Origin of the sequence: Pseudomonas chlororaphis, from assembly GCA_001023535.1 — a bacterium.
In the GTDB taxonomy this organism is placed as follows: Bacteria; Pseudomonadota; Gammaproteobacteria; order Pseudomonadales; family Pseudomonadaceae; genus Aquipseudomonas; species Aquipseudomonas chlororaphis_E.
Genome location: CP011020.1, coordinates 2,029,557 through 2,054,235, shown reverse-complemented (window position 1 = coordinate 2,054,235; position 24,679 = coordinate 2,029,557). Strand labels below are relative to the sequence as shown.

The following is a 24,679-nucleotide window of genomic DNA, read 5'->3' as shown; positions in this document are numbered from 1 at the left end:
ATAGCGGGTGAAAGCCCCGTACACTCATGAGGTTTACAACATGACTATTGGTGTAGTCGGTCGTAAATGCGGTATGACCCGTATTTTCACCGAAGAAGGTGTCTCCATTCCGGTCACGGTCATTGAGATCGAGCCGAATCGCGTCACCCAGTTCAAAACTGAAGAGACCGATGGCTATCGTGCAGTGCAAGTCACTGTCGGCGAGCGTCGTGCTTCGCGTGTAACAGCTGCTCAAGCTGGCCACTTCGCCAAGGCGAACGTTGCCGCTGGTCGTACCGTAATGGAATTCCGCCTTGAAGAAGGCGAGTACCAGGCCGGCGATCTGATCAACGCTGAAATCTTCGCTGCTGGTCAACTGGTTGATGTAACCGGTCAGTCCAAAGGTAAAGGCTTCCAGGGTACGATCAAGCGTTGGAACTTCCGCGGGCAAGATAACACCCACGGTAACTCCGTATCCCACCGCGTTCCAGGCTCTATCGGCCAGTGCCAGACTCCTGGTCGTGTATTCAAGGGCAAGAAAATGTCCGGTCATATGGGCGCCGAGCGCGTGACCGTGCAGTCCCTCGAAGTAGTGCGCGTGGACGCTGAACGCAATCTGTTGTTGGTCAAGGGCGCTGTTCCTGGCGCTACTGGCGGCAACTTGGTTGTACGTCCAGCAGCCAAGGCTCGCGGTTAAGGGGAAGCTGACATGCAATTAAATGTAAATGACGCTCAAGCGATCGAAGTTTCCGAACTGACATTTGGCGGCGAATTCAACGAGACGCTGGTTCACCAAGCAGTCGTGGCCTACATGGCTGGCGGCCGTCAAGGTAGCAAGCAGCAAAAGACCCGTTCCGACGTTTCCGGTGGCGGCAAGCGCCCATGGCGTCAGAAAGGCACTGGCCGTGCTCGTGCCGGTACTATCCGTAGCCCAATCTGGCGTGGCGGCGGTACCACTTTCGCAGCTCGTCCTCAGGATCACTCCCAGAAGCTGAACAAGAAGATGTATCGCGCAGCAATGCGTTCCATCCTTGCTGAGCTGGTGCGTACTGATCGTCTGGTCGTGGTTCAGGACTTCGCTGTTGAAGCACCGAAAACCAAAGATCTGCTGAACAAGCTGAACGGCATGGGCCTGACTGACGTCCTGATCGTGTCTGACGCTGTTGATCAGAACCTGTACCTGGCTGCTCGCAACCTGCCGCACGTCGATGTTCGTGACGTCCAAGGTTCCGATCCGGTCAGTCTGATCGCATACGACAAGGTGTTGATCACCGTGTCGGCCGTGAAGAAATTCGAGGAGCTGCTGGGATGAACCAGGAACGCGTATTTAAAGTTCTGCTTGGCCCGCACGTTTCCGAGAAGGCTACGGTTCTGGCAGACAAGAAAGGCCAGTTCGTTTTCAAGGTTGCTACCGACGCAACCAAGCTGGAAATCAAGAAGGCCGTCGAAAGCCTGTTCAGCGTGAAAGTAGAGCGCGTGACTACCCTGAATGTTCTGGGTAAGAGCAAGCGCACTGCTCGCGGTCTGGGCAAGCGTAATGACTGGAAGAAGGCAGTTATCTCCCTTCAGCCAGGCCAAGATCTCGATTTCAGCAGCAGTGCTGAGTAAGGAAGGGGTGCATCATGGCAATCGTTAAATGCAAACCGACTTCCCCTGGCCGCCGTTTTGTGGTCAAGGTGGTCAACCAGGAGCTGCATAAAGGCGCTCCTCACGCACCGCTGCTCGAGAAAAAATCGAAGTCTGGTGGTCGTAACAACAATGGCCGCATCACTACACGTCACGTGGGTGGTGGTCATAAGCAGCATTATCGTCTGGTCGACTTCCGTCGCAACGACAAGGATGGCATCGCTGCCACCGTCGAGCGCATCGAATACGATCCAAACCGTACTGCTCACATCGCTCTGCTGCTGTACGCAGATGGCGAGCGTCGCTACATCATCGCCCCTAAAGGCGTGAGCGCTGGCGACCAGCTGATCGCAGGTGCCCTGGCGCCGATCAAGCCGGGCAACGCTCTGCAACTGCGCAACATTCCAGTTGGTAGCACCGTACACGGCATCGAATTGAAGCCAGGTAAAGGCGCGCAAATCGCTCGTTCCGCTGGTGCTTCGGCTCAGCTGATCGCTCGTGAAGGTGTCTACGTGACCCTGCGTCTGCGTTCTGGTGAGATGCGTAAAGTCCTGGCTGAATGCCGTGCGACCCTGGGCGAAGTCTCGAACTCCGAGCACAGCCTGCGTTCGCTGGGTAAAGCTGGTGCCAAGCGCTGGCGTGGCGTTCGCCCAACCGTTCGTGGTGTTGCCATGAACCCGGTTGACCACCCACATGGTGGTGGTGAAGGTCGTACCTCTGGTGGTCGTCATCCGGTATCGCCATGGGGCTTCCCGACTAAGGGCGCGAAGACTCGTGGTAATAAGCGTACCGACAAAATGATCGTCCGTCGTCGCAAGTAAATAGAGGGATACGACAGTGCCACGTTCTCTGAAAAAAGGTCCTTTTATTGATCTTCACCTACTGAAGAAGATCGAAGTGGCGGCGGAAAAGAACGATCGCAAACCAGTTAAGACCTGGTCGCGTCGCTCGATGATCCTGCCACAAATGGTCGGTCTGACCATCGCTGTACACAACGGTCGCCAGCACGTCCCAGTTCTCGTGAACGAAGACATGGTCGGCCACAAACTGGGCGAGTTTGCCGGTACCCGCACATACCGTGGGCACGTGGCTGACAAGAAAGCCAAGCGTTAAGGGGTAAGGAAATGGAAGTAGCCGCTAAGTTGTCGGGCGCTCGAATCTCCGCCCAGAAAGCCCGCTTGGTCGCCGACCAGATCCGCGGGAAGAAGGTGGGCGAAGCGCTCAACCTGTTGGCTTTCAGCAGTAAGAAAGCCGCCGAGATCATGAAAAAAGTGCTGGAGTCGGCCGTAGCCAACGCCGAGCATAACGAAGGCGCAGACGTTGATGACCTGAAGGTCAGCACCGTTTTCGTCAACGAAGGGCGTTCGCTGAAGCGCATCATGCCACGTGCCAAAGGCCGTGCTGATCGCATCGTCAAGCGGTCTTGCCATATCACTGTCAAGGTTGCTGACAAGTAACGGAGTCGAAGAGATGGGTCAGAAAGTACATCCCATTGGCATTCGCCTGGGAATCGTCAAGGAGCACACCTCCGTCTGGTACGCAGACGGTCGGACTTATGCGGACTACTTGTTCGCTGATCTGAAGGTGCGTGAGTATCTCCAAGACAAACTAAAAAGCGCGTCCGTAAGCCGTATCGATATCCATCGTCCGGCTCAGACTGCACGTATCACCATCCACACCGCTCGCCCAGGTATCGTTATCGGGAAGAAAGGTGAAGATGTTGAGAAACTGCGTCAGGACCTGACCAAGCAAATGGGTGTGCCTGTGCACATCAATATCGAAGAGATCCGCAAGCCGGAGCTCGACGGTATGCTGGTTGCGCAGAGCGTAGCTCAGCAGCTGGAGCGTCGCGTCATGTTCCGTCGCGCTATGAAGCGCGCTGTACAGAACGCCATGCGCATTGGTGCCAAAGGCATCAAAATCCAAGTGAGCGGTCGTCTCGGCGGTGCTGAAATCGCACGTACTGAATGGTATCGCGAAGGTCGTGTGCCACTGCACACCCTGCGTGCCGACATCGACTATGCCAACTACGAAGCTCACACCACCTACGGTGTGATCGGTGTAAAGGTTTGGATCTTCAAAGGCGAAGTAATCGGTGGTCGCCAAGAAGAACTGAAGCCACAAGCACCAGCGCCTCGTAAAAAAGCTGCTAAGTAAGGGGTACGCCAAATGTTGCAACCAAAGCGTACGAAGTTCCGCAAGCAAATGACCGGTCACAACCGTGGCCTGGCATTGCGCGGTAGCAAAGTCAGCTTCGGCGAGTTCGCGCTGAAGTCTGTTGCTCGTGGTCGTCTCACCGCTCGTCAGATCGAGTCAGCGCGTCGTGCTCTGACCCGTCACGTAAAACGTGGCGGCAAGATCTGGATCCGTGTGTTCCCGGACAAGCCTGTCACCAAGAAGCCACTCGAAGTTCGGATGGGTAAAGGTAAGGGTAACGTGGAATACTGGGTTGCCCAGATTCAGCCAGGCAAAGTCCTGTATGAAATCGAGGGTGTTTCTGAAGAGCTGGCGCGTGAGGCTTTCGCCCTGGCTGCTGCAAAGCTGCCGCTCGCCACCTCCTTTGTTAAACGGACGGTGATGTGATGAAAGCGAATGAACTTCGTGAAAAATCCGCACAGCAGCTGAACGAGCAACTGCTCGGCCTGCTGCGCGACCAGTTCAATCTGCGCATGCAGAAGGCAACTGGCCAGTTGGGGCAGTCTCATCTGCTCTCGCAAGTTAAGCGTGACATCGCTCGCGTGAAAACTGTGCTCAACCAGCAGGCAGGTAAGTGATCATGGCTGAAGCCGAAAAAACTGTCCGTACGCTGACTGGCCGTGTTGTCAGCGACAAGATGGACAAAACCATCACCGTTCTGATCGAGCGTCGCGTGAAGCACCCGATCTACGGTAAATACGTTAAGCGTTCGACTAAGCTGCACGCGCACGACGAAACCAATCAGTGCCACATCGGCGACAAGGTCACTATTCGTGAAACTCGTCCGATGGCCAAGACCAAGTCTTGGGCGCTGGTTGATGTTCTCGAACGCGCTGTGGAAGTCTAAGGGCTAGGGGTCGGAGAAATTATATGATTCAGACTCAATCCATGCTCGATGTGGCCGATAACAGCGGCGCTCGCCGTGTTATGTGCATCAAGGTGCTGGGTGGCTCCCATCGTCGTTACGCTGGTATCGGTGACATCATCAAAGTTACCGTCAAGGAAGCAATTCCTCGCGGTAAGGTGAAGAAAGGCCAAGTGATGACTGCTGTCGTAGTCCGCACTCGCCATGGCGTTCGTCGTGCTGACGGCTCCATCATCCGCTTTGATGGCAACGCTGCTGTTCTGTTGAACACCAAGCAAGAGCCGATCGGCACCCGTATCTTTGGGCCAGTGACCCGTGAACTTCGTACCGAGAAGTTCATGAAGATCGTCTCGCTCGCCCCAGAAGTGCTGTAAGGAGATCCGACATGCAAAAGATTCGTCGTGACGACGAGATCATCGTGATCGCCGGCAAAGACAAAGGTAAGCGCGGTAAGGTGCTGAAGGTTCTTGCTGACAACCGTCTGGTTGTAGGTGGTCTGAACCTGGTCAAGCGTCATACCAAGCCTAACCCGATGTCGGGCGTACAGGGCGGTATCGTCGAGAAAGAAGCGCCACTGCACGCTTCCAACGTCGCCATCTTCAACGGCGAAACCAACAAGGCTGACCGCGTTGGTTTCAAAGTAGAAGACGGTAAGAAAATTCGTGTCTTCAAGTCGACCCAAAAAGCGGTTGATGCTTGAACACTGCTAGGTAGAAGACCATGGCACGACTAAAAGAGATTTACCGGAAGGAAATCGCACCGAAACTTAAGGAAGAACTTAAGCTTTCGAACGTGATGGAAGTTCCGCGCGTTACCAAAATCACCCTGAACATGGGTCTGGGCGAAGCGATCGGCGACAAAAAAGTCATCGAGCACGCTGTTGCCGACCTGGAAAAGATCACCGGTCAGAAAGTCGTTGTGACTTACGCTCGGAAATCCATCGCTGGCTTCAAAGTCCGTGAAGGTTGGCCGATCGGCGTCAAAGTGACCCTGCGCCGTGAGCGTATGTACGAGTTCCTGGATCGCCTGCTGTCGATCTCCCTGCCTCGGGTTCGCGACTTCCGCGGCCTGAATGCCAAGTCCTTCGATGGTCGTGGCAATTACAGCATGGGCGTAAAAGAGCAGATCATTTTTCCGGAAATCGATTACGACAAGATCGACGCTCTCCGCGGTCTGGACATTACCCTGACCACCACTGCTCGGACGGATGACGAAGGTCGCGCACTGCTGCGCGCTTTCAAATTCCCGTTCCGCAACTGATTGGAGTAGGAAAATGGCCAAGAAGAGCATGAAGAACCGTGAGCTGAAGCGTCAGCTCACCGTTGCCAAGTACGCCACCAAGCGTGCAGCGCTGAAAGCGATCATCGTTGATCTGAACGCAAGTCCAGAAGCACGTTGGGAAGCTACCGTAGCCCTGCAGAAGCAGCCACGTGACGCCAGCGCCTCGCGCATGCGTAACCGCTGCCGCCTGACTGGTCGTCCGCACGGCGTGTACCGCAAGTTCGGCCTTGGCCGTAACATGCTGCGTCAAGCTGCAATGCGTGGTGACGTTCCAGGTCTGGTTAAAGCCAGCTGGTAAGCACTGTCAAAGTCTCGGTGTTCGGGGTCTCAGGATCCTGACCACCGGTGGCCTTGAATCTGAATCAAGCCCCTTTTGGGGCTTGATTCATTTCTGGGGTGTGTCTAGAATACCCGGCTCGCCTGAGCCCGTGTTTTTCATGCCCGGAGTTTCTCGGCGACAAGTAGTAGCCGCAAGGCTAATTTTTTTGCATTAGGAGCGTCTAGCCCATGAGTATGCAGGACCCGTTAGCGGACATGCTAACTCGAATCCGTAATGCCCAGATGGCTGAAAAGTCCGTCGTCAGCATGCCGTCTTCCACGTTGAAGGTGGCTGTAGCAAAAGTCCTGAAGGACGAAGGTTACATCGCGGGTTATCAGATCAGCAGCGAAATCAAGCCTCTGCTGTCCATCGAGCTGAAATACTTCGAAGGCCGTCCGGTCATCGAGGAAGTGAAGCGCGTTAGCCGTCCAGGCCTGCGTCAGTACAAGTCCGTTGAGGATCTGCCGAAAGTTCGCGGCGGCCTGGGCGTGTCTATCGTCTCCACCAACAAGGGTGTGATGACTGATCGTGCTGCGCGCGCTGCCGGTGTCGGCGGCGAAGTTCTTTGCACTGTGTTCTAAGGGGGGATAAGCATGTCTCGCGTCGCTAAGAACCCCGTTAAGCTGCCAGCCGGTGTCGAAGTCAAATTCGCAGGCCAACAGCTTTCGGTGAAGGGTGCCAAGGGCACTCTTGAACTGAACATCCATTCGTCCGTTGAGATCGTTGAAGAAGCCGGTGAGCTGCGTTTCGCTGCTCGCAATGGCGATCAACAGACTCGCGCAATGGCTGGTACCACTCGTGCGTTGGTAAACAACATGGTCCAAGGCGTAAGCCAAGGCTTCGAGCGCAAGCTCCAGCTGGTCGGTGTTGGTTACAAAGCGCAAGCAAAAGGCTCGGTTCTGAACCTGGCTCTTGGCTTCTCGCACCCAGTGGATTACGAACTGCCGGAAGGCATCACCGCTGAGACTCCTAGCCAGACCGATATCCTGATCAAGGGCATCGACAAGCAGCTGGTAGGTCAAGTGGCCGCCGAGATCCGCGACTTCCGTCCACCAGAGCCGTACAAAGGCAAAGGTGTGCGCTACGCGGACGAAGTCGTCCGTCGTAAAGAAGCCAAGAAGAAGTAGGGCATAGCAAATGACCGACAAAAAAGTTACTCGACTGCGTCGCGCTCGCAAAGCACGCCTGAAAATGCACGAACTCGAAGTCGTGCGTCTCTGCGTGTTCCGCTCTTCGCAGCACATCTACGCCCAGGTCATTTCGGCCGACGGCAACAAGGTCCTGGCAAGTGCCTCGACTTTGGATAAAGAACTGCGTGATGGCGCCACTGGCAACATCGACGCGGCCACTAAGGTTGGCCAGCTGGTCGCTACGCGTGCTAAAGCCGCTGGCGTCTCGCAGGTGGCTTTCGACCGCTCTGGCTTCAAGTACCACGGCCGCGTCAAGGCGCTGGCTGATGCTGCTCGTGAAGCTGGGCTGGAGTTCTAAGTTATGTCAAATAACGACCAAAAGCGCGACGAAGGCTACATCGAGAAGCTGGTTCAAGTTAACCGCGTAGCCAAAACCGTTAAAGGCGGCCGTATCTTCACCTTCACCGCGTTGACCGTGGTAGGTGATGGTAAGGGCCGTGTTGGCTTCGGCCGTGGCAAGTCGCGTGAAGTGCCTGCTGCGATCCAGAAGGCAATGGAAGCTGCTCGCCGCAACATGATCCAGGTTGATCTGAACGGCACCACCCTGCAGTACGCAATGAAGTCTGCCCATGGCGCTTCGAAGGTGTACATGCAGCCTGCTTCTGAAGGTACCGGTATCATCGCTGGCGGCGCTATGCGTGCTGTCCTCGAAGTTGCTGGCGTTCAGAACGTTCTGGCCAAGTGCTACGGCTCGACAAACCCAGTAAACGTGGTTCACGCCACTTTCAAGGGTCTGAAGGCTATGCAGTCTCCTGAATCCATTGCCGCCAAGCGTGGCAAAAGCGTCAAGGAGATCTTCTGATCATGGCTACCGTAAAAGTTACGCTGATCAAAAGCATGACCGGCCGCATCCCTAACCACAAACTGTGCGTTAAGGGTCTGGGTCTGCGTCGCATCGGTCACACTGTAGAAGTCCTGGATACTCCCGAGAATCGCGGGATGATCAACAAGGCCTACTACATGCTGCGTGTCGAGGGTTAATCGATGAAACTCAATGATCTGAGTCCAGCGCCGGGTTCCCGTCGCGAAAAGCATCGTCCGGGCCGTGGTATCGGTAGTGGTTTGGGCAAGACCGGTGGCCGTGGCCACAAAGGTCAGACCTCCCGCTCCGGTGGCACCATTGCTCCAGGCTTTGAAGGCGGTCAACAGCCGCTGCATCGTCGCCTGCCGAAGTTCGGTTTCGTTTCCCTGAAAGCCATGGACCGCGCTGAAGTGCGTCTGTCCGAGCTGGCCAAAGTGGACGGCGACGTCGTCACCGTGCAGTCCCTGAAGGATGCCAACGTGATCAACCAGAACGTTCAGCGTGTGAAAATCATGCTGTCGGGCGAAGTTGCTCGTGCTGTCACCATCGGAAAGGGAATCGGCGCCACCAAAGGTGCGCGTGCGGCTATCGAAGCAGCTGGCGGCAAGTTCGAGGAATAAATGGCTAAGCAAGGTGCTCTCTCTGCGCTCGGCAAAGGCGGTATGTCTGAACTCTGGGCTCGTCTGCGTTTTCTGTTCCTGGCGATTATCGTCTACCGAATAGGCGCACACATCCCGGTTCCAGGTATCAACCCGGACCGACTCGCGGACCTGTTTCGACAGAATGAGGGGACCATTCTTAGCTTGTTCAACATGTTTTCCGGCGGCGCGCTGGAGCGGATGAGCATCTTTGCACTGGGGATCATGCCGTACATTTCGGCATCGATCATCATGCAGTTGATGAGCGCCGTCAGCCCGCAGTTGGAGCAGTTGAAGAAGGAAGGTGAAGCTGGCCGTCGCAAGATCAGCCAGTACACCCGCTACGGCACTGTCGTCCTCGCTCTCGTTCAAGCCATTGGCATGTCCATCGGCCTGGCGGGGCAGGGCGTTTCGTTCACTGCTGACTTCAGCTTTCATTTCGTTGCGGTAACCACTTTCGTGGCTGGCGCGATGTTCATGATGTGGCTGGGTGAGCAGATTACTGAGCGTGGTGTTGGCAACGGTATCTCGATGTTGATCTTCGCAGGTATCGTCGCCGGTCTTCCGAGAGCGATCGGGCAGTCTTTCGAGTCTGCGCGTCAGGGTGATATCAACATTTTTGCCCTGGTTGCCATCGGTCTGCTGGCAGTAGCGATTATCGGTTTCGTGGTGTTCATTGAGCGTGGTCAGCGTCGCATTGCTGTTCACTACGCCAAGCGTCAGCAAGGCCGCAAGGTGTTTGCTGCGCAGACCAGCCACTTGCCGTTGAAGGTGAACATGGCCGGCGTAATTCCGGCTATTTTCGCGAGCAGCATCCTGCTGTTCCCTGCTTCGTTGGGTGCCTGGTTCGGTCAGTCTGAAGGTATGGGCTGGTTGCAGGACATCTCGCAGTCGATCGCTCCTGGTCAGCCGTTGAATATTCTGCTGTTTAGTGCAGGGATTATTTTCTTCTGCTTCTTCTATACGGCGTTGATGTTCAATCCGAAAGACGTAGCGGAAAACCTGAAGAAGTCCGGTGCCTTTATTCCGGGCATCCGTCCAGGTGAGCAGTCTGCGCGCTACATTGATGGCGTTCTGACTCGCTTGACCATGTTCGGTGCTCTTTACATGACGGCCGTCTGCCTCCTGCCCCAGTTCCTGGTGGTGGCGGCAAACGTACCGTTCTACCTTGGCGGGACCTCGTTGCTGATCGTGGTCGTGGTTGTGATGGACTTCATGTCCCAAGTACAATCGCACCTCGTTTCGCACCAGTACGAATCCCTGATGAAGAAAGCCAACCTGAAGGGCTACGGCAGCGGCATGTTGCGCTGAGTAGCGTCCATAAGGTTCGAGGAGTTGGTGATGAAAGTTCGTGCATCGGTGAAAAAGCTGTGCCGTAACTGCAAGATTATTCGCCGCGAAGGTGTTGTTCGGGTAATTTGCAGCGCGGAACCGCGTCACAAACAGCGCCAAGGCTGAGTGTGATTGTGCTTTAAGCCCGGCAGCTAGTGCGCTGCCGGGTTGATTATTTGTTATTACAGCGATATTATCTCGCGCCCTATTTCTTGGCTTCCGGGGCGTAGGTAGCTGTCAATTGGAGTCCCACTGAATGGCCCGTATTGCAGGCGTCAACATTCCAGATAACAAGCATACTGTTATCTCGCTGACCTACATCTATGGTGTTGGTCGCACTACTGCACAGAAAATTTGTGCAGACGCTGGGGTCAACCCAGCTGCAAAGATCAAGGATCTGAGCGACGAGCAAATTGAACAGCTGCGTGGCGAAGTGGCGAAGTTCACCACTGAAGGTGACCTGCGTCGCGAAATCAACATGAAAATCAAGCGCTTGATGGACCTCGGTTGCTATCGCGGTCTGCGTCATCGTCGTGGTCTGCCAGTACGCGGTCAGCGTACCAAGACCAACGCGCGTACCCGTAAAGGTCCGCGTAAGCCGATCCGCAAGTAATCGCCCCAGCGAATCGACAGGAATTTAATCATGGCAAAACCTGCTGCTCGTCCTCGTAAAAAAGTTAAAAAGACAGTGGTTGATGGCATCGCCCACATCCATGCTTCTTTTAACAACACCATCGTGACCATTACCGACCGTCAAGGTAACGCTCTTTCCTGGGCTACCTCCGGTGGTTCGGGTTTCCGCGGTTCCCGCAAGTCCACCCCGTTCGCTGCTCAAGTAGCTGCTGAGCGTGCTGGTCAAGCTGCGCTGGAATACGGCCTGAAAAACCTCGACGTCAACGTCAAGGGTCCAGGTCCAGGTCGTGAATCCGCAGTCCGCGCTTTGAACGGCTGTGGCTACAAGATCGCCAGCATCACCGACGTGACGCCAATCCCGCACAACGGGTGCCGTCCGCCGAAGAAGCGCCGCGTGTAATCCAGGAGATTGTAAAGAATGGCTCGTTACATTGGTCCAAAATGCAAACTCGCTCGTCGCGAAGGCACCGATCTTTTTCTGAAGAGCGGCGTGCGCGCGATCGAATCGAAGTGCAACATTGAAGCAGCACCTGGTATCCACGGCCAACGCCGCGGTCGCCAGTCCGACTACGGCACCCAACTGCGTGAAAAGCAGAAGGTCCGTCGTATCTACGGCGTTCTCGAGCGTCAATTCAGCGGCTACTACAAAGAAGCTGCTGGCAAGAAAGGCGCAACCGGCGAAAACCTGTTGCAACTGCTCGAATGCCGTCTGGACAACGTCGTATACCGTATGGGCTTCGGTTCTACTCGTGCCGAATCCCGTCAGCTGGTATCGCACAAGTCGATCAGCGTTAACGGCAACACCGTAAACGTTCCGTCCTACCAGGTTCGTGCTGGTGACGTGGTTGCTGTTCGCGAGAAAGCAAAGAACCAACTTCGCATTGTCCAAGCTCTCGATCTGTGTGCCCAACGTGGCCGCGTAGAATGGGTAGAAGTAGACACTGAGAAGAAGTCGGGCGTTTTCAAGAACGTTCCTGCTCGCAGTGATCTGTCCGCCGACATCAACGAAAGCCTGATTGTCGAGCTCTACTCCAAGTAAGGGCTAGAAAATAGGTGCATCCATGCAGATTTCGGTAAATGAGTTCCTGACACCCCGCCATATTGATGTGCAGGTTGTCAGTCCAACCCGCGCCAAGATCACGCTCGAGCCTCTCGAGCGTGGTTTCGGCCACACCCTGGGCAACGCGCTGCGCCGCATCCTGTTGTCCTCAATGCCCGGCTGTGCAGTAGTCGAGGCCGAGATTGACGGTGTGCTCCACGAGTACAGCGCCATCGAAGGTGTACAGGAAGACGTAATTGAAATCCTGTTGAACCTTAAAGGTCTGGCTATCAAGCTGCACGGTCGTGACGAAGTTACGCTGACCTTGTCGAAGAAGGGTTCGGGGGTGGTTACCGCTGCCGATATTCAGCTGGATCATGATGTCGAGATCGTTAACCCCGATCACGTAATCGCTAACCTGGCGTCTAACGGCGCCCTGAACATGAAGCTCACTGTAGCTCGTGGTCGTGGTTATGAACCGGCCGACTCGCGTCAGAGCGATGAAGACGAAAGCCGCAGCATTGGTCGCTTGCAGCTTGACTCTTCGTTCAGCCCGGTTCGCCGTATCGCCTACGTGGTGGAAAACGCCCGTGTCGAGCAGCGTACCAACCTGGACAAGCTGGTTATTGATCTGGAAACCAACGGTACCCTGGATCCTGAAGAGGCCATTCGCCGCGCTGCAACCATCCTGCAACAGCAGTTGGCTGCGTTCGTCGACCTCAAAGGTGACAGTGAGCCAGTGGTTGTCGAGCAGGAAGACGAGATCGATCCGATCCTGCTTCGCCCGGTTGACGATCTGGAACTGACTGTACGTTCGGCTAACTGCCTTAAGGCGGAAAACATCTACTACATCGGCGACCTGATTCAGCGTACCGAAGTAGAGCTGTTGAAGACTCCGAACCTGGGCAAGAAATCCTTGACTGAAATCAAGGACGTTCTGGCCTCCCGCGGTCTGTCCCTCGGCATGCGCCTCGACAACTGGCCGCCTGCAAGTCTTAAGAAGGACGACAAGGCGACTGCCTGATCGTCGTAATCACCGAACGTTGTGTTTGGTAAGGAATGAACCATGCGTCATCGTAAAAGTGGTCGTCACCTGAGCCGCACCAGCTCGCACCGCAAGGCCATGTTCCAAAACATGGCGGTGTCGCTGTTCGAGCACGAGCTGATCAAAACTACACTGCCGAAAGCCAAAGAACTGCGCCGCGTTGCTGAGCCGCTGATCACTCTGGCCAAGACAGATAGCCTGGCTAACCGCCGCCTGGCTTTCGACCGTACTCGTTCGAAAGCCATCGTTGGTAAGCTCTTCAACGACCTGGGCAAGCGTTACGCTACCCGTGAGGGTGGCTACCTGCGCATCCTCAAGTGCGGTTTCCGCGCTGGCGACAACGCGCCTATGGCGTACGTCGAGTTGGTTGATCGTGCTACCAGCGGTGAAGCTGTATCCGCTGAGTAAGACGGCAACATACAAAAAACCGGGCCTTGTGCCCGGTTTTTTGTTGCCTGATGAAAAGGTGAAGCACCGCTTCGACTGGCTTCGCTATGGGCAACGTGGTGGCGTTAGATAATAACTATCGATGCCCATGATTTAATGAATTTGGATACTGTCACTAACATGATCAATACTCCTCTCCAGCCGATTAGCCGGCAGTTCGAAGACCGACCTAGGAAGATTGAGCATGAGCCAGATCAAAACGCTTACGACCGCCAGCGGCGCTCCTGTCGCCGATAACCAGAACTCCCGTTCCGCCGGCCCCCGGGGCCCGCTGCTGCTCGACGACTTTCACCTGATCGAGAAGCTCGCTCACTTCAACCGCGAAAACATTCCTGAGCGCCGCGTGCATGCCAAAGGGTCGGGCGCCTACGGCACCTTCACCGTGACCCGCGACATTACTCAGTACACCAGCGCCAAGCTGTTTGAGTCGGTAGGCAAGCAAACCCCCACCTTCCTGCGCTTTTCTACCGTAGGCGGTGAGCGGGGTTCGGCTGACACCGAGCGCGACCCACGCGGCTTCGCCCTGAAGTTCTATACCGAAGAAGGTAACTGGGACATCGTGGGTAACAATACGCCGGTGTTCTTCATTCGTGATCCGCTGAAATTTCCGGATTTCATCCACACCCAGAAACGTCTGCCGCAAAGCAACCTGAAAAGCGCGCAGGCGATGTGGGATTTCTGGTCGCACTCGCCTGAGGCGCTGCACCAGGTCACCATTCTGTTTTCGGACCGTGGCATTCCGGATGGCTATCGGCACATGCACGGCTTCGGTAGTCATACCTACAGCCTGATCAATGCCCAAGGCGAGCGCCACTGGGTCAAGTGGCACTACAAGACTAAACAGGGGATCAAGAACCTCGCGCCGGCCGAAGCGGCACGCCTGGCGGGCACCGACCCGGATTACGCTCAGCGTGACCTGTTCGAGGCTATTGAGCGCGGCGACTTCCCGAAATGGAGTGTCTGCATCCAGATCATGACCGAGGCCCAGGCTGCGGCCCATTACGAGAATCCGTTCGACGTGACCAAGACCTGGTCGCAAAAAGAGTTCCCATTGCTCGAAGTGGGGGAGCTTGAGCTCAATCGCAACCCGCTGAACTACTTTGCTGAAGTCGAGCAAGCGGCGTTCGGGCCAAGCAATATGGTCCCAGGCGTAGGCCTTTCGCCGGATCGCATGCTGCAAGGGCGTGTGTTTGCCTATGCTGATGCGCACCGCTACCGCGTAGGGACCAATCACCAGCAACTGCCGGTGAATGCGCCGCGCAGCCCGGTCAATACTTACCAGCGCGATGGCGCCATGGCGTTTGGCAGCAATGGTGGCGCGGCACCGAACTACGAGCCCAACAGCTACGTGGAAGCGCCGAAGCAGGCTCCGCGTTATGCGGAACCGGCGCTGGCCCTCAGTGGCGCGGCCGATCGTTACGATCATCGCGAAGATACCGATTACTACAGCCACGCCGGGGCGTTGTTCCGCCTGATGAACGATGAGCAGAAAGCCCTGCTGATCAGCAATATCGCCGGTGCCATGGCGGGTGTGTCGGCAGATGTGGTCGATCGCCAGCTGCAGCATTTCTTCAAGGCGGATGCCGCTTATGGAGAAGGTATCGCAAAAGCGTTGGGTGTACAGCTTAACGAAGTCTAAACGAGAAGCAGAACCGCCCGCATTAGGGCGGTTTTTGCGTTATTTAGCCCGGTTTTCTCGGATTTTCTTCACTTTTATTGCGATAGAACCGTGACCTTGGAGTCAGCTTGGTTCAAACTACAGCCTTTAAAAGCTTGTGGAGATGTAGGGCGATGCAAGGTCACCCGGACGTAATCGATTACCTCAACACGCTGCTGACAGGTGAACTGGCAGCCCGTGATCAATATTTCATCCATTCGCGGATGTACGAGGATTGGGGTTTTACCGAGCTCTACGAACGTATCAACCATGAAATGGAAGAAGAAGCCCAGCACGCCGATGCGTTGATGCGTCGGATCCTGATGCTCGAAGGCACGCCGCGCATGCGTCCGGACGATCTGGACGTCGGCACCACGGTGCCCGACATGCTCGCAGCCGACCTGCGGCTCGAATACAAGGTTCGTGCGGCGCTGTGCAAGGGCATTGAGCTGTGCGAGCAGCACAACGACTACGTGACCCGCGAGATCCTGCGTGTCCAGCTCAACGACACCGAGGAAGACCATACCTACTGGCTTGAGAAGCAGTTGGGTTTGATCAAGTTGATCGGTTTGGAGAATTACCTGCAGTCGCAGTTCTGATTGCCGGGTACCGGAGGCAGAGCGTCACTGGATACATTCCCATGCGGAGCATGAAAAAGCCCCTGTCATCGGTGAGATGACAGGGGCTTTTTCATGCCCGGGCCTTGATCACTCCCGATCACGTTCCAGCAGAGGCTTGAGGTAGTAGCCGGTGTGGGACTGCTTCATCTCGGCCACTTGCTCAGGCGTACCCACCGCGATGATCTGGCCGCCCTTGGAGCCGCCCTCCGGCCCGAGGTCCACCAGCCAGTCCGCCGTCTTGATCACGTCCAGGTTGTGCTCGATCACCACCACGGTGTTGCCGTGGTCGCGGAGTCGATGCAGCACGTCGAGCAGTTGCTGGATATCGGCGAAGTGCAGCCCCGTGGTCGGCTCGTCAAGGATGTACAGGGTCTTGCCGGTGTCGCGCTTGGACAGCTCGCGAGACAGCTTGACCCGTTGGGCTTCACCGCCGGACAAGGTCGTCGCCGACTGCCCGAGCTTGATGTATGACAGACCGACGTCCATCAGCGTCTGGAGCTTGCGCGCCAGTGCCGGCACCGCGTCGAAGAACGCCCGGGCTTCCTCGATGGTCATTTCGAGGGTTTCGTGGATGTTCTTGCCCTTGTACTTGATCTCCAGGGTTTCGCGGTTGTAGCGCTTGCTCTTGCACACGTCGCAAGGCACGTAGATGTCCGGCAGGAAGTGCATCTCCACCTTGATCAGGCCATCGCCCTGGCAGGCTTCGCAGCGCCCACCCTTGACGTTGAACGAGAACCGCCCCGGGCCATAACCCCGCGAACGGGATTCCGGCACGCCGGCGAACAGTTCGCGAATGGGTGTGAACAAGCCGGTGTAGGTCGCCGGGTTGGAACGTGGCGTACGACCGATGGGGCTCTGGTCGATGTCGACGACCTTGTCCAGGTGCTCCAGCCCCTTGATGCTGTCGTGGGCCGCGGCTTCGAGGGTGGTGGCCCCGTTCAGCGCCGTGGCACTGAGGGGGAACAGGGTGTTGTTGATCAACGTCGATTTGCCGGAGCCAGACACCCCAGTGACGCAGGTCAGCAGGCCAATCGGGATTTCCAGGTCGACGTTGCGCAAGTTGTTGCCGCGCGCGCCCTTGAGGGTCAGCGACAGCTTCTTGTTACGTGGCGTGCGCTTGGCCGGGACCTTGATCTTCACCCGGCCGGAAAGGTACTTGCCGGTCAGGGAGTCGGGATGCGCCATGACTTCGGCAGCCGTGCCCTGGGCAACGATATGCCCGCCGTGCACGCCCGCGCCGGGGCCAATGTCCACGACGTAGTCGGCCAGGCGAATGGCATCTTCGTCGTGTTCGACCACGATCACCGTGTTACCGATGTCCCGCAGGTGTTTGAGGGTGCCGAGCAGTCGGTCGTTGTCCCGCTGGTGCAGGCCGATGGACGGCTCGTCGAGAATGTACATGACCCCCACCAGACCGGCGCCGATCTGGCTCGCCAGGCGGATACGCTGGGCTTCACCGCCGGACAGGGTGTCCGCGCTGCGATCGAGGGTCAGGTAGTCCAGCCCCACGTTCACCAGGAACTGCAGGCGTTCACTGATTTCCTTGAGGATCTTGTCGGCGATTTCGCCACGGCGGCCGGTGAGCTTCAAGCCTGCGAAGTAATCGGTGGCATCGCCGATCGGCAGGTTGGTGACCGCCGGCAAGGTTTTCTCACCGACCCACACGTGCCGCGCCTCGCGCCGCAAGCGGGTACCACGGCAGTCGGGGCAAGGCTGGGTGCTGAGGAACTTGGCCAGTTCCTCGCGCACGCTGGCCGACTCGGTTTCGCGGTAGCGCCGCTCCAGGTTAGGTACGATGCCTTCGAACGGGTGGGAGCGCTTGACGATATCGCCACGGTCGTTGAGGTACTTGAAGTCCACGCTTTGCGAGCCGCTGCCGTGCAGGATGTACTTCTGCTGGTCGGCGGGCAGTTCGTTGAACGGCTTGTCCAGACTGAACTTGTAGTGGGCCGCCAGCGAGCCGAGCATCTGGAAGTAATAGACGTTGCGCCTGTCCCAGCCGCGAATCGCCCCTTCGGCCAGGGTCAGCTCGCCATTGACCAGCCGCTTGGTGTCGAAGAACTGCTTGACCCCCAGGCCATCGCAGGTCGGGCAAGCGCCGGCCGGGTTGTTGAAGGAGAACAGCTTGGGTTCCAGCTCGCTGATGGCGTGGCCGCAGATCGGGCAGGCGAAGCGCGCGGAGAAGATGATTTCTTCACCGGGCTCGTCGTCCATCGGCGCCACCAGGGCGATCCCGTCGGCCAGCTTCAACGCGGTTTCGAAGGACTCGGCCAGGCGCTGTTGCAGGTCGGCTCGGACCTTGAAGCGGTCGACCACCACGTCGATCGAATGCTTCTTCTGTTTGTCCAGCTTGGGCAACTCGTCCAGTTCGCACAGCTTGCCGTTGACCCGGGCCCGCACGAAACCCTGGGCGCGCAGTTCTTCGAACACCAGCAGGTGTTCGCCCTTGCGCTCGCGCACCACCGGGGCCAGCAGCATCAGCTTGCTGCCTTCGGGCTGGGCCAGCACCAGGTCGACCATCTGGCTGACGGTCTGGGCCTCCAGGGGAATGTCGTGGTCCGGGCACCGGGGGATACCGACCCGCGCATACAGCAGGCGCAGGTAGTCGTAGATCTCGGTGATGGTACCGACCGTGGACCGCGGGTTATGGGAGGTGGATTTCTGCTCGATGGAAATCGCCGGCGACAGCCCTTCGATGGTGTCGACGTCGGGTTTTTCCATCATCGACAGGAACTGCCGGGCGTAGGCCGACAGGGATTCGACATAGCGTCGCTGGCCTTCGGCGTACAGGGTGTCGAAGGCTAGGGATGATTTGCCGGATCCGGACAGGCCGGTGATGACGATCAGCTTGTCCCGTGGCAGGGTCAGGTCGATGTTCTTCAGGTTGTGGGTACGGGCCCCACGAATCAGGATCTTGTCCAAAGTGGCCTCGCTCGGCGGGCGTCGAAAACGTAGGAGTATACGGGCAAATACTGGATGGATGCACACTATCGGAAGTGAGTTTTACGCCATACATGAAGACTGCGCGGCAAACCGTCGCCATATACCCCCTCAATCGATGGGACTGGTAGAATCGCCGCCGGTTCACATGAGGTTTTTCCATGCACGATCCCCACAGCGAACGCATGAGTGGCGGCGAGACCCGCGCAGCAAGCGGCCTTGCCCTGGTGTTCGCCTTTCGCATGCTGGGCATGTTCATGGTGTTGCCGGTGCTGGCGACCTATGGCATGGACCTGGCGGGCGCGACCCCGGCCCTCATCGGGCTGGCGATTGGCGCCTATGGCCTGACCCAGGCGATTTTCCAGATCCCGTTCGGGATCATTTCCGACCGCATTGGCCGGCGTCCGGTGATTTACCTGGGGTTGATCGTCTTCGCCCTCGGCAGTGTGCTGGCGGCCGGCGCCGATTCGATCTGGGGCGTGATCGCCGGACGGATCCTGCAAGGCGCCGGGGCGATTTCGGCGGCCGTCATGGCATTGCTATCGGACCTGACCCGCGAACAGCATCGGACCAAGGCCATGGCCATGATCGGCATGACGATCGGCCTGTCGTTCGCCGTCGCGATGGTCGTGGGGCCGTTGCTGACCCGGGCGTTTGGCCTGTCGGGCCTGTTCCTGGCCACCGGCGGCATGGCGTTGGTGGGCATCCTGATCGTCGCCTTCATGGTGCCGCGAGCCACCGGGCCGTTGCAGCACCGTGAATCCGGGGTGGCGCGCCAGGCGCTGATCCCGACGCTCAAGCACCCGGACCTGCTGCGCCTGGACCTGGGTATTTTCGTGCTCCACGCCATGCTGATGTCCAGCTTCGTGGCCTTGCCGCTGGCGCTGGTCGAGAAGGCCGGCTTGCCCAAGGAACAGCATTGGTGGGTCTATCTCACGGCGCTGCTGATTTCGTTTTTCGCGATGATCCCGTTCATCATCTACGGCGAGAAGCGACGCAAAATGAAACGAGTTTTACTCGGTGCCGTCCTGACGCTGATGCTCACTGAGCTATTCTTCTGGCAGTTCGGCGACAGCCTGCGGGCGCTGGTGATCGGTACGGTGGTGTTCTTCACCGCGTTCAATCTGTTGGAAGCGTCGCTGCCGTCGCTGATCAGCAAGGTTTCACCGGCCGGTGGCAAGGGCACGGCCATGGGGGTCTATTCCACCAGCCAGTTCCTCGGTTCGGCGTTGGGCGGGATTCTCGGCGGTTGGCTGTTCCAGCACGGCGGTTTGTCGGTTGTCTTCCTGGGATGTGCCGCGCTGGCTGCACTTTGGCTGGTCTTTGCTGTTACCATGCGCGAACCTCCGTATGTGACGAGCCTGCGCTTGCCGTTGTCGCCCGAAGCCATCCGCGAAGCAGGCCTGACCGAGCGCCTCAAGGCCGTCGTTGGAGTAACCGATGCAGTGGTGGTCGCCGACGAAGCGGCCGTTTACATCAAACTGGACACCGAATTATTGGATCGTGCGACGCTCGAGCGCCTGGTGAACAACCCGGCCCCGACCACGTGCGAAGCCTAGGAGAACGTTATGGCCCGTGGGGTTAACAAAGTCATATTGGTCGGTACTTGCGGCCAGGATCCCGAAGTTCGCTACCTGCCGAACGGCAACGCCGTGACCAACCTGAGTCTGGCGACCAGCGAACAGTGGACCGACAAGCAGACCGGCCAGAAGGTCGAGAAGACCGAATGGCACCGCGTGTCGATGTTCGGCAAAGTGGCGGAGATCGCCGGCGAATACCTGCGCAAGGGTTCGCAGGTGTATATCGAAGGCAAGCTGCAGACCCGCGAGTGGGAAAAAGACGGCATCAAGCGCTACACCACCGAAATCGTGGTGGACATGCAAGGCACCATGCAACTGCTGGGCGGCCGTCCACAGGGTGACCAGCAAGGTGGCAACAACTACCAGCAGTCGGCCCCGCGTCAGCAGGCACCTCGCCCACAGGCGGCGCCACAGCCACAACGCGAGCGTCCAGCCCCGCAACAGGCCGCGCCGCAACCGGCCCCGGATTTCGACAGCTTCGACGACGATATTCCGTTCTAAGCGGCTGTCCGCTAAAAACAAGACCGCGCTTCGGTTTCCCGAAGCGCGGTTTTTTATGACCGCAGGTTTTCAGGAGTGGCTACCCGTCAGGAATTGCTCCGTGCTCACCACGTTCGCATAGGCAAAGCCCAGCGCTGCCATGAACGCTGCGTGCACCTGGGCGGCGGGCACGACGACGCCGTTGAATTCCAGGTCCAGGGTCGCGCAGGCGTCGTGGATCACCGTAACGCCGTAGCCCAGGTCTGCCGCAGCCCGGGCGGCACCATCGATGCACATATGGCTCATGCTGCCGACGATGACCAGTTGTTCGATGCCGTCGCGTTCGAGGATGGCCTTCAGTTCGGTGTCGCGAAACGCGTTGACGAAATGCTTGAGCACCACCGGTTCATCGTCGCGATTGCGTACCTTGGGGTGCAGTTGAGCACCTTCGGAGCCCGGGGTGAAGAACGGCGCCTCCTCGGAGGTGAACTCGTGGCGGATGTGCACCACGCGGTCCCCGGTCTGGCGAAAGGCTTCGATCAGCCGTGCGGCTTTGTCGGCGGCGCTGTCGGCACCGACCAATGGCCATTTCCCCTGGGGGAAGTAGTCGTTCTGGATATCGACTACGATGAGCGCTTGCTTGGACATGAGGACTTCCTTGGATCAATGAGGGGTGAAGCCAGTATTGGCGTTTGCCGTCGGTTCGAGGATTGGCCGCAACGACAATAAGCGAGGGAAAACTGACAATGACGCAGGAAAGGGTGGTCGCCGAGCTTGGGGTGCTGATTTACCCCGGCGCCCAACTGGCGGCGGTGCACGGTTTGACCGATCTGTTCGGCGTCGCGCAGCGGATTGCGGCCGAGCAGGGCGGCGCGCAGTTGCCACGGTTGCTGGTGAGCCATTGGCGGGCGGAGAGCGGCCAGGCACCGCTGCGGGTATTCGCCAGCGAAAGCGGCACGGCGCATAGGCTGGCCGCATTGCTGATTCCGCCCTCCATTGCCGGTTTCAGCGAAGGGCTCGTGTCCCCGGCGCTGATGGATTGGCTACGAACGCAGCACGCCGGTGGCACGGTGTTGGGCGGTGTGTGTGTCGGCTCGATCCTGCTCGCCGAAAGCGGCTTGCTCGATGGACGCAGCGCCACCACCCATTGGACATCGGCCAAGTCCTTCGCCGAGCGTTACCCGAAGATCAGGCTCGAGGCCGATAAACCGATTGTCGACGACGGCGACCTGATCACCACTGCCGGGCTGATGGCCTGGTCGGAGTTGGGCTTGCGCCTGGTGAACCGCTTGCTGGGCCCGAGTATCGCCACACGTACGGCGCAATTTCTGGTGATCGAACACAGCGACAGCGCCAGCGAGTGCGGCAGTAACTTTGCCCCCATCCTCGGGCATGGCGATGGAGCGATCCTCAAGGTCCAGCACTGGTTACAAGGCAGCGGCGCGGTGGATGTCACCCTGGCGGCGATGGCGGAACAGGCCGGGCTGGAAGAACGCACGTTCCTGCGCCGGTTTCGCAGCGCTACCGGGCTCAAGCCTACGCAATACTGTCAGCACCTGAGGGTTGGCAAGGCCCGGGAGATGCTCGAGTTCACCAATGGCACCATTGAGCACATTGCCTGGACCGTCGGCTACCAGGACCCGGGGGCTTTCCGGGCGACGTTCAAGAAGATCACCGGGTTGGCGCCGAGTGATTATCGGGCGCGGTTCGGAGTGGGGCCGGCCGTTTCGAAGTAACGGCCGTGGCGAGGGAGCTTGCTCCCGCTGGACTGCGCAGCAGACCCGGGTACCTTGCCTGTCATGTCCGGAGTCAGTTTGTCTGGGGGCGCTTCGCACCCCAGCGGGAGCAAGCTCCCTCGCCACAGGGAATGCCTTGTATCGTGCAATTCGCCGGATCGTGGTGCCATGTCGTGCAGAATGAAACAGGCCAGGTGCCACCAGCGTTGCCGTAACCCCCCTGTTTTTCTTGCCGCCAGTCCCGCGCCAAGCGGTTGGCCTGATCTCTGCACCCCTGTTACCCACAGCCATCGAGCGCAGGTAAAAGGGCAACGCATGACGTCGGTCAATCGCAACAAAACGGTAGTGGCCCTGTCGGTCAATCCTCATGCACCGCTTCACGAGGTGCAAACCAATCGCGCGCTGGCCCGCTGGCTGGCGCAGATCCTCGGCGTCGAATACGGTGGCAGCTACGACGAGCAGCAGCCCGGCCAGCGAGGTTTGTACCTGCTGCCCACGCAAACCCTGATCGGCCGCGACGCCGCGCAGCGCCTGGGGGTCAATGGCCCGGATGACCTGTGGGGCGGCTTCGTCGAGCATGATTTCATTTGCACCAAGGCGATCGCCCATGGTCTGTTGAACAAGGAGGCGGTGGCGCCCCAAGGCTGGTCGCCGTTGTTCGCCAAGCTGACCCGAGGCGCCGTGTTGGATGGCGTGAGCGTGTTTTCCCTGCGGGATGCGCGTCCGGCGGCCGAGCAACTGCTGTACACCGGGCCGATCCGCCTCAAGCCGATCCATGCCTGTGCCGGACGTGATCAACGGGTCATCAAGAGCCTGGCGCAGTTCGATGAGGTGGTCGCCAGTCCCGAGGCCCAGGCGTTGTTTCGCGACGGCGTGGTACTGGAGCAGAACCTTAGCCAGGTCAAGACCCAGAGCGTCGGCCAGAGCTTCATCAACGGCAAGGTCATGAGTTATTGCGGTGTGCAACACCTGACCGAGGACAGTCAGGGGTTGGAGGTGTATGGCGGTTCGGACCTGCTGGTGGTGCAGGGCGGCTACATCGAGTTGCTCAAGCTGGAGTTGCCCGACGATGTGCGCGAGGCGGTGCGCCTGGCGCAGGTGTTTGACGATGCGGCCAACCAGGCCTATCCGAACTTCTTCGCTTCGCGCAGAAACTACGACATCGCCCAGGGCCTCGATGCCGCCGGCCAGCCGCGCGGCGGTGTGCTGGAGCAGTCCTGGCGCATGGGCGGGGCCAGCAGCGCCGAGTTGGCGGCGCTGGAGGTGTTCGTCAACGACCCCACGACCACCGTCGTGAACGTGTCTTCGGTGGAAACCTACATCGACCAGCCGCTGCCACAGGGCGCCCGGGAGGTGTACCGCGGCGCGGCACACAATGGCGACTTCCTTCTCAAATACGTGACGGTTCAATCCTATGACGGCTAGAAGCGAAACCATTCAGATCGAAATCGACGATGAGCGGATGAACGGGACGTTCCTGAGCCCCAAATCGAAAGTCCCCGGCGTGCTGTTCGTGCACGGCTGGGGCGGGAACCAGGAGCGCGACCTGGAGCGGGCCAAGGGCATCGCTGGCCTTGGCTGCGTGTGCCTGACCTTCGATTTGCGTGGCCATACCGGCGGGGCGGGAATCCCGCTGTCGCGGGTCACCCGGGAAGATAACCTGCGGGACTTGCTCGCGGCCTATGACCGACTGCTGGCGCACCCGGCCCTTGATACCTCGGCGATTGCCGTGGTGGGCACCAGCTACGGCGGTTACCTGGCTTCGATCCTGACCTCGCTGCGACCGGTGCGCTGGCTGGCCCTGCGGGTGCCGGCGCTGTACCGCGACGAGCAATGGCACACGCCCAAGCGCGACCTGGACAAAAGCGACCTGCTGGATTATCGCAGCACCCTGGTGCACGCCAGCACCAACCGCGCCTTGCATGCGTGCTCGCAGTTCACCGGTGATGTGTTGCTGGTGGAGTCGGAGACCGATGACCACGTCCCCCACGCCACCATCATGAGTTACCGTGCGGCGTGCCAGCAGACCCATTCACTGACGCACCGCATCATCGACGGCGCCGACCATGCCTTGAGCGACCCTGTGTCACAACAGGCCTACACCTCGATCCTGGTGGACTGGATCACGGAAATGGTGGTGGGAGAGCGGTTGAGCATTATCCAGGCGCGGTAGTGGTGTGGTGTCTGTGCGGGCCCCTTCGCGAGCAAGCCCGCTCCCACACGGAGTCTTCACTGGCCCACAAATCAGCACTCACCACGAACCTCATGTGGGAG

The 24,679-nt window shown here is 58.5% G+C and carries 35 protein-coding genes; 33 read left to right on the top strand and 2 right to left on the bottom strand.

From position 1 onward, the window contains the following. The first annotated feature begins 40 nt into the window (after window positions 1-40). The 28 genes from VM99_08915 to VM99_08780 all read left to right on the top strand — a co-directional run bounded on the left by VM99_08915 (window position 41) and on the right by VM99_08780 (window position 15,648). Window positions 41-676, top strand: coding sequence for a 50S ribosomal protein L3 (locus VM99_08915; GenBank protein AKJ98179.1), 636 nt, complete (start codon window positions 41-43; stop codon window positions 674-676). A 12-nt stretch (window positions 677-688) separates the two neighbouring features. Continuing rightward, window positions 689-1,291 carry a 50S ribosomal protein L4 gene (gene rplD, locus VM99_08910; GenBank protein AKJ98178.1) on the top strand — a complete coding sequence of 201 codons (603 nt, stop codon included), beginning with the start codon at window positions 689-691 and terminating at the stop codon, window positions 1,289-1,291. After that, on the top strand, window positions 1,288-1,587 hold the full coding sequence (gene rplW / locus VM99_08905; protein AKJ98177.1) for a 50S ribosomal protein L23: 300 nt from the start codon (window positions 1,288-1,290) through the stop codon (window positions 1,585-1,587). The genes rplD and rplW overlap by 4 nt, the downstream gene beginning before the upstream one ends. A gap of 14 nt (window positions 1,588-1,601) precedes the next feature. Continuing rightward, entirely contained in the window at window positions 1,602-2,426 is an 825-nt protein-coding gene (locus tag VM99_08900; protein ID AKJ98176.1) for a 50S ribosomal protein L2, read from the top strand. 16 nt (window positions 2,427-2,442) lie between these two features. After that, window positions 2,443-2,718, top strand: coding sequence for a 30S ribosomal protein S19 (locus tag VM99_08895; protein ID AKJ98175.1), 276 nt, complete (start codon window positions 2,443-2,445; stop codon window positions 2,716-2,718). Window positions 2,719-2,729: 11 nt separating this feature from the next. Next, entirely contained in the window at window positions 2,730-3,062 is a 333-nt protein-coding gene (locus tag VM99_08890) for a 50S ribosomal protein L22 (GenBank protein ID AKJ98174.1), read from the top strand. 13 nt (window positions 3,063-3,075) lie between these two features. After that, a complete protein-coding gene (locus VM99_08885) occupies window positions 3,076-3,762 on the top strand; it encodes a 30S ribosomal protein S3 (GenBank protein ID AKJ98173.1) in 687 nt (228 codons plus the stop codon). 12 nt (window positions 3,763-3,774) lie between these two features. Then, a complete protein-coding gene (locus VM99_08880) occupies window positions 3,775-4,188 on the top strand; it encodes a 50S ribosomal protein L16 (protein AKJ98172.1) in 414 nt (137 codons plus the stop codon). Next, entirely contained in the window at window positions 4,188-4,379 is a 192-nt protein-coding gene (locus VM99_08875; GenBank protein AKJ98171.1) for a 50S ribosomal protein L29, read from the top strand. The genes VM99_08880 and VM99_08875 overlap by 1 nt, the downstream gene beginning before the upstream one ends. A 2-nt stretch (window positions 4,380-4,381) precedes the next feature. Next, the gene (locus tag VM99_08870; GenBank protein AKJ98170.1) at window positions 4,382-4,648 is read left to right on the top strand and encodes a 30S ribosomal protein S17; all 267 of its coding nucleotides are present in this window, start codon (window positions 4,382-4,384) and stop codon (window positions 4,646-4,648) included. A 23-nt stretch (window positions 4,649-4,671) separates the two neighbouring features. Beyond that, window positions 4,672-5,040 carry a 50S ribosomal protein L14 gene (locus VM99_08865; protein ID AKJ98169.1) on the top strand — a complete coding sequence of 123 codons (369 nt, stop codon included), beginning with the start codon at window positions 4,672-4,674 and terminating at the stop codon, window positions 5,038-5,040. A gap of 11 nt (window positions 5,041-5,051) precedes the next feature. Then, the gene (rplX, locus tag VM99_08860) at window positions 5,052-5,366 is read left to right on the top strand and encodes a 50S ribosomal protein L24 (GenBank protein AKJ98168.1); all 315 of its coding nucleotides are present in this window, start codon (window positions 5,052-5,054) and stop codon (window positions 5,364-5,366) included. Between the two features lie 20 nt (window positions 5,367-5,386). Continuing rightward, window positions 5,387-5,926, top strand: coding sequence for a 50S ribosomal protein L5 (locus tag VM99_08855; GenBank protein AKJ98167.1), 540 nt, complete (start codon window positions 5,387-5,389; stop codon window positions 5,924-5,926). Window positions 5,927-5,939: 13 nt separating this feature from the next. Further along, on the top strand, window positions 5,940-6,245 hold the full coding sequence (locus VM99_08850; protein AKJ98166.1) for a 30S ribosomal protein S14: 306 nt from the start codon (window positions 5,940-5,942) through the stop codon (window positions 6,243-6,245). Between the two features lie 209 nt (window positions 6,246-6,454). Beyond that, window positions 6,455-6,847 (top strand): 30S ribosomal protein S8, encoded by a 393-nt coding sequence (locus VM99_08845; protein AKJ98165.1) that lies wholly within the window; start codon window positions 6,455-6,457, stop codon window positions 6,845-6,847. Window positions 6,848-6,859: 12 nt separating this feature from the next. Beyond that, window positions 6,860-7,393 carry a 50S ribosomal protein L6 gene (locus VM99_08840; protein AKJ98164.1) on the top strand — a complete coding sequence of 178 codons (534 nt, stop codon included), beginning with the start codon at window positions 6,860-6,862 and terminating at the stop codon, window positions 7,391-7,393. 10 nt (window positions 7,394-7,403) lie between these two features. Next, window positions 7,404-7,754, top strand: coding sequence for a 50S ribosomal protein L18 (locus tag VM99_08835; protein ID AKJ98163.1), 351 nt, complete (start codon window positions 7,404-7,406; stop codon window positions 7,752-7,754). 3 nt (window positions 7,755-7,757) lie between these two features. Next, window positions 7,758-8,258 (top strand): 30S ribosomal protein S5, encoded by a 501-nt coding sequence (locus VM99_08830; GenBank protein ID AKJ98162.1) that lies wholly within the window; start codon window positions 7,758-7,760, stop codon window positions 8,256-8,258. 2 nt (window positions 8,259-8,260) lie between these two features. After that, window positions 8,261-8,437, top strand: a complete 177-nt coding sequence (locus VM99_08825) for a 50S ribosomal protein L30 (protein AKJ98161.1) — start codon at window positions 8,261-8,263, stop codon at window positions 8,435-8,437. A 3-nt stretch (window positions 8,438-8,440) separates the two neighbouring features. Next, complete coding sequence (locus tag VM99_08820; protein ID AKJ98160.1) at window positions 8,441-8,878, top strand: 50S ribosomal protein L15; 438 nt, start codon at window positions 8,441-8,443, stop codon at window positions 8,876-8,878. Further along, window positions 8,879-10,207: a preprotein translocase subunit SecY gene (gene secY / locus VM99_08815; protein AKJ98159.1), complete on the top strand. Its 1,329-nt coding sequence runs from the start codon at window positions 8,879-8,881 to the stop codon at window positions 10,205-10,207. 277 nt (window positions 10,208-10,484) lie between these two features. Continuing rightward, entirely contained in the window at window positions 10,485-10,841 is a 357-nt protein-coding gene (locus VM99_08810) for a 30S ribosomal protein S13 (GenBank protein AKJ98158.1), read from the top strand. 30 nt (window positions 10,842-10,871) lie between these two features. Next, window positions 10,872-11,261, top strand: a complete 390-nt coding sequence (locus tag VM99_08805; protein AKJ98157.1) for a 30S ribosomal protein S11 — start codon at window positions 10,872-10,874, stop codon at window positions 11,259-11,261. A gap of 18 nt (window positions 11,262-11,279) precedes the next feature. Continuing rightward, window positions 11,280-11,900 carry a 30S ribosomal protein S4 gene (locus VM99_08800; protein AKJ98156.1) on the top strand — a complete coding sequence of 207 codons (621 nt, stop codon included), beginning with the start codon at window positions 11,280-11,282 and terminating at the stop codon, window positions 11,898-11,900. A 22-nt stretch (window positions 11,901-11,922) separates the two neighbouring features. Next, window positions 11,923-12,924 (top strand): DNA-directed RNA polymerase subunit alpha, encoded by a 1,002-nt coding sequence (locus VM99_08795; protein ID AKJ98155.1) that lies wholly within the window; start codon window positions 11,923-11,925, stop codon window positions 12,922-12,924. A gap of 42 nt (window positions 12,925-12,966) precedes the next feature. Beyond that, on the top strand, window positions 12,967-13,353 hold the full coding sequence (gene rplQ / locus VM99_08790) for a 50S ribosomal protein L17 (GenBank protein ID AKJ98154.1): 387 nt from the start codon (window positions 12,967-12,969) through the stop codon (window positions 13,351-13,353). Between the two features lie 223 nt (window positions 13,354-13,576). Beyond that, a complete protein-coding gene (locus tag VM99_08785; protein ID AKJ98153.1) occupies window positions 13,577-15,031 on the top strand; it encodes a catalase in 1,455 nt (484 codons plus the stop codon). Window positions 15,032-15,183: 152 nt separating this feature from the next. After that, the gene (locus VM99_08780; protein ID AKJ98152.1) at window positions 15,184-15,648 is read left to right on the top strand and encodes a bacterioferritin; all 465 of its coding nucleotides are present in this window, start codon (window positions 15,184-15,186) and stop codon (window positions 15,646-15,648) included. Window positions 15,649-15,756: 108 nt separating this feature from the next. On the opposite strand, the gene VM99_08775 is transcribed toward VM99_08780, so the two are convergent. After that, window positions 15,757-18,591 carry an excinuclease ABC subunit A gene (locus VM99_08775; GenBank protein ID AKJ98151.1) on the bottom strand — a complete coding sequence of 945 codons (2,835 nt, stop codon included), beginning with the start codon at window positions 18,589-18,591 and terminating at the stop codon, window positions 15,757-15,759. A gap of 179 nt (window positions 18,592-18,770) precedes the next feature. Between VM99_08775 and VM99_08770 the strand changes: the two genes are divergently transcribed. Both VM99_08770 and VM99_08765 read left to right on the top strand, forming a co-directional pair. Then, the gene (locus tag VM99_08770; GenBank protein ID AKJ98150.1) at window positions 18,771-20,168 is read left to right on the top strand and encodes an MFS transporter; all 1,398 of its coding nucleotides are present in this window, start codon (window positions 18,771-18,773) and stop codon (window positions 20,166-20,168) included. A 9-nt stretch (window positions 20,169-20,177) separates the two neighbouring features. Next, window positions 20,178-20,690 (top strand): single-stranded DNA-binding protein, encoded by a 513-nt coding sequence (locus tag VM99_08765; GenBank protein AKJ98149.1) that lies wholly within the window; start codon window positions 20,178-20,180, stop codon window positions 20,688-20,690. Window positions 20,691-20,759: 69 nt separating this feature from the next. Here VM99_08765 and VM99_08760 read toward each other — a convergent pair whose 3' ends face one another. After that, window positions 20,760-21,317 (bottom strand): Isochorismatase, encoded by a 558-nt coding sequence (locus tag VM99_08760; GenBank protein AKJ98148.1) that lies wholly within the window; start codon window positions 21,315-21,317, stop codon window positions 20,760-20,762. 98 nt (window positions 21,318-21,415) lie between these two features. Here VM99_08760 and VM99_08755 point away from each other — a divergent pair, with 98 nt between their 5' ends. The 3 genes from VM99_08755 to VM99_08745 all read left to right on the top strand — a co-directional run bounded on the left by VM99_08755 (window position 21,416) and on the right by VM99_08745 (window position 24,578). Beyond that, window positions 21,416-22,405: an AraC family transcriptional regulator gene (locus VM99_08755; protein AKJ98147.1), complete on the top strand. Its 990-nt coding sequence runs from the start codon at window positions 21,416-21,418 to the stop codon at window positions 22,403-22,405. 315 nt (window positions 22,406-22,720) lie between these two features. Next, window positions 22,721-23,830 (top strand): biotin carboxylase, encoded by a 1,110-nt coding sequence (locus VM99_08750; GenBank protein ID AKJ98146.1) that lies wholly within the window; start codon window positions 22,721-22,723, stop codon window positions 23,828-23,830. Next, window positions 23,820-24,578, top strand: coding sequence for a permease (locus VM99_08745; GenBank protein AKJ98145.1), 759 nt, complete (start codon window positions 23,820-23,822; stop codon window positions 24,576-24,578). The genes VM99_08750 and VM99_08745 overlap by 11 nt, the downstream gene beginning before the upstream one ends. The last annotated feature ends 101 nt before the right edge of the window (window positions 24,579-24,679 follow it).

Coding starts and splice junctions, on each gene's coding strand:
- rplQ (AKJ98154.1), top strand. CDS start 12,967: ATGCGTCATCGTAAAAGTGGTCGTCACCTGAGCCGCACCAGCTCGCAC.
- VM99_08800 (AKJ98156.1), top strand. CDS start 11,280: ATGGCTCGTTACATTGGTCCAAAATGCAAACTCGCTCGTCGCGAAGGC.
- secY (AKJ98159.1), top strand. CDS start 8,879: ATGGCTAAGCAAGGTGCTCTCTCTGCGCTCGGCAAAGGCGGTATGTCT.
- VM99_08845 (AKJ98165.1), top strand. CDS start 6,455: ATGAGTATGCAGGACCCGTTAGCGGACATGCTAACTCGAATCCGTAAT.
- VM99_08870 (AKJ98170.1), top strand. CDS start 4,382: ATGGCTGAAGCCGAAAAAACTGTCCGTACGCTGACTGGCCGTGTTGTC.
- VM99_08765 (AKJ98149.1), top strand. CDS start 20,178: ATGGCCCGTGGGGTTAACAAAGTCATATTGGTCGGTACTTGCGGCCAG.
- rplX (AKJ98168.1), top strand. CDS start 5,052: ATGCAAAAGATTCGTCGTGACGACGAGATCATCGTGATCGCCGGCAAA.
- VM99_08885 (AKJ98173.1), top strand. CDS start 3,076: ATGGGTCAGAAAGTACATCCCATTGGCATTCGCCTGGGAATCGTCAAG.
- VM99_08780 (AKJ98152.1), top strand. CDS start 15,184: ATGCAAGGTCACCCGGACGTAATCGATTACCTCAACACGCTGCTGACA.
- VM99_08760 (AKJ98148.1), bottom strand. CDS start 21,317: ATGTCCAAGCAAGCGCTCATCGTAGTCGATATCCAGAACGACTACTTC.
- VM99_08840 (AKJ98164.1), top strand. CDS start 6,860: ATGTCTCGCGTCGCTAAGAACCCCGTTAAGCTGCCAGCCGGTGTCGAA.
- VM99_08805 (AKJ98157.1), top strand. CDS start 10,872: ATGGCAAAACCTGCTGCTCGTCCTCGTAAAAAAGTTAAAAAGACAGTG.
- rplW (AKJ98177.1), top strand. CDS start 1,288: ATGAACCAGGAACGCGTATTTAAAGTTCTGCTTGGCCCGCACGTTTCC.
- VM99_08875 (AKJ98171.1), top strand. CDS start 4,188: ATGAAAGCGAATGAACTTCGTGAAAAATCCGCACAGCAGCTGAACGAG.
- VM99_08865 (AKJ98169.1), top strand. CDS start 4,672: ATGATTCAGACTCAATCCATGCTCGATGTGGCCGATAACAGCGGCGCT.
- VM99_08755 (AKJ98147.1), top strand. CDS start 21,416: ATGACGCAGGAAAGGGTGGTCGCCGAGCTTGGGGTGCTGATTTACCCC.
- VM99_08850 (AKJ98166.1), top strand. CDS start 5,940: ATGGCCAAGAAGAGCATGAAGAACCGTGAGCTGAAGCGTCAGCTCACC.
- VM99_08785 (AKJ98153.1), top strand. CDS start 13,577: ATGAGCCAGATCAAAACGCTTACGACCGCCAGCGGCGCTCCTGTCGCC.
- VM99_08795 (AKJ98155.1), top strand. CDS start 11,923: ATGCAGATTTCGGTAAATGAGTTCCTGACACCCCGCCATATTGATGTG.
- VM99_08810 (AKJ98158.1), top strand. CDS start 10,485: ATGGCCCGTATTGCAGGCGTCAACATTCCAGATAACAAGCATACTGTT.
- VM99_08830 (AKJ98162.1), top strand. CDS start 7,758: ATGTCAAATAACGACCAAAAGCGCGACGAAGGCTACATCGAGAAGCTG.
- rplD (AKJ98178.1), top strand. CDS start 689: ATGCAATTAAATGTAAATGACGCTCAAGCGATCGAAGTTTCCGAACTG.
- VM99_08890 (AKJ98174.1), top strand. CDS start 2,730: ATGGAAGTAGCCGCTAAGTTGTCGGGCGCTCGAATCTCCGCCCAGAAA.
- VM99_08855 (AKJ98167.1), top strand. CDS start 5,387: ATGGCACGACTAAAAGAGATTTACCGGAAGGAAATCGCACCGAAACTT.
- VM99_08880 (AKJ98172.1), top strand. CDS start 3,775: ATGTTGCAACCAAAGCGTACGAAGTTCCGCAAGCAAATGACCGGTCAC.
- VM99_08745 (AKJ98145.1), top strand. CDS start 23,820: ATGACGGCTAGAAGCGAAACCATTCAGATCGAAATCGACGATGAGCGG.
- VM99_08915 (AKJ98179.1), top strand. CDS start 41: ATGACTATTGGTGTAGTCGGTCGTAAATGCGGTATGACCCGTATTTTC.
- VM99_08900 (AKJ98176.1), top strand. CDS start 1,602: ATGGCAATCGTTAAATGCAAACCGACTTCCCCTGGCCGCCGTTTTGTG.
- VM99_08820 (AKJ98160.1), top strand. CDS start 8,441: ATGAAACTCAATGATCTGAGTCCAGCGCCGGGTTCCCGTCGCGAAAAG.
- VM99_08770 (AKJ98150.1), top strand. CDS start 18,771: ATGCACGATCCCCACAGCGAACGCATGAGTGGCGGCGAGACCCGCGCA.
- VM99_08825 (AKJ98161.1), top strand. CDS start 8,261: ATGGCTACCGTAAAAGTTACGCTGATCAAAAGCATGACCGGCCGCATC.
- VM99_08750 (AKJ98146.1), top strand. CDS start 22,721: ATGACGTCGGTCAATCGCAACAAAACGGTAGTGGCCCTGTCGGTCAAT.
- VM99_08835 (AKJ98163.1), top strand. CDS start 7,404: ATGACCGACAAAAAAGTTACTCGACTGCGTCGCGCTCGCAAAGCACGC.